The following is a 4,864-nucleotide window of genomic DNA, read 5'->3' as shown; positions in this document are numbered from 1 at the left end:
CGGGGGGTCGGCCACCGGGCGAGCCGGCGCCCGTGCCCCGGCGCCCGTCGGACGGCCCCCGCACGGGGCCCGGTTGCCCGGTCCCGGCCGGTGGGCCCCCGGTCGCCCGGGCGCTCGCACGGCCGGCCGGCCCGCTCGCCGGCTCCGCGCCGTCCGCCGCCACCGCCCCGGCGGGCGTGCGCGGCGGCGCGACCGGCCGGGGCGCGCTCCCTCCCGCGCCCCGGAGCGCGCACGCCGACGGCCCGGACGGGGTGTCCGGGCCGTCGGTCCCTGCACCGGTGTCGGTGTCGGCGCGGCGGTCCCGCCCCCGGGACAGGGGGCCGGCCGCGCCGGGGGTCACTTCAGCTTGGTGCCGGTGGAGCGCAGGTCGGCGCAGGCGCGGGTGACCCGCTCGGCCATGCCGGCCTCGGCCAGCTTGCCCCAGCTGCGCGGGTCGTAGGTCTTCTTCTCGCCGACCTCGCCGTCCACCTTCAGCACGCCGTCGTAGTTGCGGAACATGTGGTCCACGATCGGCCGGGTGAAGGCGTACTGGGTGTCGGTGTCCAGGTTCATCTTCACCACGCCGTTCTCCAGCGCGGTGGCGATCTCCTCGGGGGTGGAGCCGGAGCCGCCGTGGAAGACGAAGTCGAAGGGCTCCTGCTTGCCGTAGCGGGCGGCGACGCCCTCCTGGAGGTCCTTCAGCAGCTCGGGACGGAGCACCACGTTGCCCGGCTTGTAGACGCCGTGCACGTTGCCGAAGGAGGCGGCCAGCAGGTAGCGGCCGTGCTCACCCAGGCCCAGCGCCTCGGCGGTGCGCAGCGCGTCGTCCACCGTGGTGTACAGCTCGTCGTTGATCTCGTGCGAGACGCCGTCCTCCTCACCGCCGGTGGGGGTGATCTCGACCTCCAGCACGATCCGGGCGGCGGCGGCGCGGGCCAGCAGCTCGCGGCCGATCTCCAGGTTGTCGGCGAGGGTCTCGGCGGAGCCGTCCCACATGTGGGACTGGAACAGCGGCAGCCCGCCCTCCGCGACGCGCTGCTCGGAGACGGCCAGCAGCGGGCGGACGTACCCGTCCAGCTTGTCCTTGGGGCAGTGGTCGGTGTGCAGGGCGATGTTGACCGGGTACTTCTCGGCGACGATGTGCGCGAACTCGGCGAGCGCGACCGCCCCGGAGACCATGTCCTTGTTGTACTGGCCGCCCAGGAACTCGGCGCCACCGGTGGAGATCTGGACGATGCCGTCGCTCTCGGCCTCCGCGAACCCGCGCAGCGCGGCATGCAGCGTCTGCGTCGAGGTCACGTTGATGGCGGGGTAGGCGAACCTGCCGGCCTTCGCCCGGTCGAGCATCTCGTTGTAGATCTCGGGGGTTGCGATGGGCATCTGTCCGCTCCTTGGAATCTGCGTGTGCGGGTCGGCTCCGTGCCGCACGGGCGGCCGGGGTGAGCGAGGGTCGACGTCATCGTCGGGCTCATCCTCCCAGACCCCGGCGGGACGGTCAGCCCGGGAGGACGTCCGCGAGATCGTAGGCGGCCAGGTAGGGCAGTCCGGCCTTCTCCACGGCGGGCGCACCGCCGCGCTCGACGATCACCGCGACGGCGACCACCTCGGCGCCCGCCTCCCGCAGCGCCTCGACGGCGGTCAGCACCGAGCCACCGGTGGTGGAGGTGTCCTCGACGGCCAGCACGCGGCGGCCGGCGACGTCCGGGCCCTCGATCCGGCGCTGGAGACCGTGGGCCTTGCCGGCCTTGCGGACCACGAAGGCGTCCAGTTCCCGGCCGCGCGCGGCGGCGGCGTGCAGCATGGCCGCGGCGACGGGGTCGGCGCCCAGGGTGAGGCCGCCGACGGCGTCGTACTCCAGGTGATCGGTGAGGTCGAGCATGACCCGACCGACCAGGGGGGCGGCCACGCCGTCCAGGGTGATCCGCCGCAGGTCGACGTAGTGGTCGGCCTCCCGGCCGGAGGAGAGGGTCACCCGGCCGTGGACGACGGCCTTGTCCCGGATCTGCCGCAGCAGCTGGTCGCGCTCGCTCATGGGGGTCAGGCTATGCGACGGCGTGCCCCGCACCGGTGCGGGGGCGCGGGACGTGCCTCGGCCCCGCCGCCCCGGGAGGGGGCGACGGGGCCGGTGCGGCGCGGCGGGCGCCGGGTTCAGTCGAGGGTCTCCCAGCTCCAGGTGGTGGTGACCTCCAGGGGCTCCAGGGGTGTCACCAGGCGGGGGTGGGTGTTCAGGCCGTTGGGCGGGCCGGTCTGGGGCTCGACGCAGACGGCTTCCTCCTCCTCGTCGTAGACCACCACCCACTCGGCGCGGCTGGTGATCCGCAGACGCAGCAGGCCGGGCCACTCCACGGTGACGTCCACGCCGTCGGGCATCCCGAAGCAGTCGTCCCGGGGACCGGGCACCGGGTCGATCCGCTTCCCGGTGGGGATGTGGTCCGGGCCGCGCTCCTCCTGCCAGGCGGGGGTGAAGTCGATCCTCGCCTCGGGCCCGTCCGGGACCGGTTGCCGCAGGAACCACGGGTGCCAACCGGCCTGGGCCGGGAAGGAGTCCCCTGCGGTCTCCACGCCCAGGGAGAGGCTCAACGAGCCCCCGTCCTCGGCGAGTCGCACGGTCTGGGTCACCCGTCCGGGCCACGGCCAGGGGTCGGAGAGGTCCACGACCATCGAGGCGGAGTGCTCGTCGGCGGCCGCGGTGTGCCAGCGACGGCGGCGCACGGTGCCGTGCATGGCGTGCGGGCCGGCGTCCACCGGGAGCTGGTGGGTGCGGGCGCCGTCCCGAACCTCGCCGTGCCGGGTGCGACCGCACCAGGGCACCATCACGAAGGAACCGTACTTCTCGCCGGGGCGCAGCAGTTCGGTCCCCTTGATGCGCAGCGAGGACAGGCGGGCGCCCTCGTCGGGCAGGACCGTCACCTCGGCGTCGCCGGCGGAGAGCCGCACGGCGGTGTCCGGTGGGGTCGGGGCGTCGGCGCCGGGCGCCGACGGGGCCCCGGCGAAGTCTGAACGCGCGTCGGATGTCGTCACCCGCCAAGGATAACGAAAGGGTCTCGAACGTCTGCGCGTCCGTCTCCGCGTGCCGGGGCCCGGCTCGGCGGGGGCGGGCCCCGGGGTCAGCGACGCCGCCGCAGGGCCCGGCCCACCAGCACCGCGCCAGCGGCCGCCGCCAGGGCGGCGGCGGGGGCGGCCCAGCGCAGCGCGCCGCGCCCGGTGACCAGGACGCCGGGCCCCGGCTCGGGGGCGTACCGACCGCGCGGGGGGGCGTGGTCCACCTCCTCGGCGCTGCGGCCGATCATGGTGCGCCGGGCGAGGTCGGCCTCGGGGGCGAGCGGGCCGGCGGCCACGAGATCGGGGCCGGTCACCGGCCCGGGGCCGGGCGGCCGGATCCCGTCGTCGGGTTCGTCGGCGTCCGTGGTGTCGGCGTTGTCGGTGGCGTCGGCGTCGGCGTCGGTCCCGGCGCCCTCGGTCCCGGCCTCCCCGGTCTCCCGCGCGTCGGACCCGCCGGGGGCCCGCTCCGGCCCCCCGGCTCCTTCGGGCTCCCCGGTACCGGCCGCCTCCCCTTCGGCGGGGGCCTCCCCGGCGCCGGCTCCGGTGTCGGCTCCGGCGTCGGACGGGCGTCCGTCGCCGGCGGGGGCGTCCGGTCCCGCGCCGCCCTCCCCCGCCGGGGGGACGCCGGCGCCGGAGTCCCGGCCGGCCGTGCCCTCCGGTCCGCCGGCCGGGCCGGGGGAACCCAGGGAGGCCGCCAGTGCCTCGGCGAAGCGGTCCAGCAGGCGGCGGGCGGCGGCCTCCCGCTGACGGGGCTCGGCGTCCGCGAGTCGCCCCCTCGCCTCGACGGTTCCGCCGAGGACGAGGGTGGTGCCGGTGCCGTCGGCGTCCGGCCGGGGCACCACGTCCAGGGTCAGCCGGACCCCGCCGCCCCCGCGCGCCTCGACGCCCTCGGCGGTGACCGCGAAGCCCTCGCCGCGCGACACGGCGGTCAGGGTTCCCCGGTAGGTGATGGTGGAGCCCCCGACCCGCACCCGCAGGCGCCCGCCGGGGGCGCCGGGTTCGGAGTCGGGATCGGGGTGGAACCCCGGGACAAGGGTCAGTGCGCGGGCCGGGTCCCCGAGCGCGGCCCGCACCTCCGCGACGGGATACGGGATGTGCACCTCGTGCTCCATGGGCCGGAGCCTACCCACCGGGAGGGGGTCATTCCCCGGATCCGTCGCCCGACGGGCGGGTCCCGTCGACGGCCCCACGGGGTTCGGCGGCAGCGGTGGGGACGGGTTCGGCCTCCCTCGCGCCGACCCCGCGCGGGGGGCGGCGGGCGGCGGGGATCGGCAGGGTGCCCGCAGTGGTGGCCCGGGCCCCGGTGACCACCCGACCCCGGGTGAAGACCACGGTGCCCTCGGCCGGGTAGGTGTGCCAGGTCTCCCACTCCACGCCGTCGGGCCGGCGATGGGCGATCAGGGCGGTCACGGCGTGGGGGCGGCCGGGGAAGACACCGATCAACGCGTGCGGGTGATCGGAGGTCAGGGCGGTCACCTCCCCGGTGCGCGCCGCGAGTTCGGCGGGCGGGAGGTGGTCGACCCGGGAGGAGAAGGCGTAGTCCGCGGCGTCCACGGCGTCCACGGCGTCCTCGGTGCCCACGGCGTCCACGCGGCGGGCGACCGCCGCCGGGAGGGGCACGGCCGGGCCGGGCGCACACGCCACGGTCTCGATCAGCGCCCCCTGCGGACGGTGCAGCAGAACCTGATGGGAAGCGCCCAGGACGCGCAGTTCGAGTCGGGGGCCGCCGTCCGCCCAGCACAGGCGGCGGGAGGCGAGGGCCGGCAGGGGTGGGCGGTCCAAGGACCAGGTGAGGTCGGTGGAGCGGGTGTCGGCGTAGGGGGTGACGAGCGGTCTGAGCACC

General features: G+C 76.7%; 5 protein-coding genes. All 5 read right to left on the bottom strand.

Annotated features, from left to right (window positions below; genetic code table 11):
- Window positions 1-336: 336 nt before the first annotated feature.
- Window positions 337-1,359, bottom strand: coding sequence for a class II fructose-bisphosphate aldolase (fbaA, locus tag FOE67_RS16620; RefSeq protein WP_182665061.1), 1,023 nt, complete (start codon window positions 1,357-1,359; stop codon window positions 337-339).
- Between the two features lie 115 nt (window positions 1,360-1,474).
- Complete coding sequence (pyrE, locus tag FOE67_RS16615) at window positions 1,475-2,011, bottom strand: orotate phosphoribosyltransferase (RefSeq protein WP_182665059.1); 537 nt, start codon at window positions 2,009-2,011, stop codon at window positions 1,475-1,477.
- A 116-nt stretch (window positions 2,012-2,127) separates the two neighbouring features.
- Window positions 2,128-2,916, bottom strand: coding sequence for an aldose epimerase family protein (locus FOE67_RS16610; protein WP_182665063.1), 789 nt, complete (start codon window positions 2,914-2,916; stop codon window positions 2,128-2,130).
- 170 nt (window positions 2,917-3,086) lie between these two features.
- Window positions 3,087-4,133: an SRPBCC family protein gene (locus FOE67_RS16605; RefSeq protein WP_182665057.1), complete on the bottom strand. Its 1,047-nt coding sequence runs from the start codon at window positions 4,131-4,133 to the stop codon at window positions 3,087-3,089.
- Window positions 4,134-4,161: 28 nt separating this feature from the next.
- A partial coding sequence (locus tag FOE67_RS16600) for a DUF2617 family protein (RefSeq protein ID WP_194444354.1) occupies window positions 4,162-4,864 on the bottom strand: 703 nt, incomplete at its 5' end.

Source organism: Streptomyces calidiresistens (genome assembly GCF_014141525.1).
In the GTDB taxonomy this organism is placed as follows: domain Bacteria; phylum Actinomycetota; class Actinomycetes; order Streptomycetales; family Streptomycetaceae; genus Streptomyces; species Streptomyces calidiresistens.
Note: the sequence above shows the minus strand (reverse complement) of the source record. Positions and strands in the feature narration are given on the sequence as shown.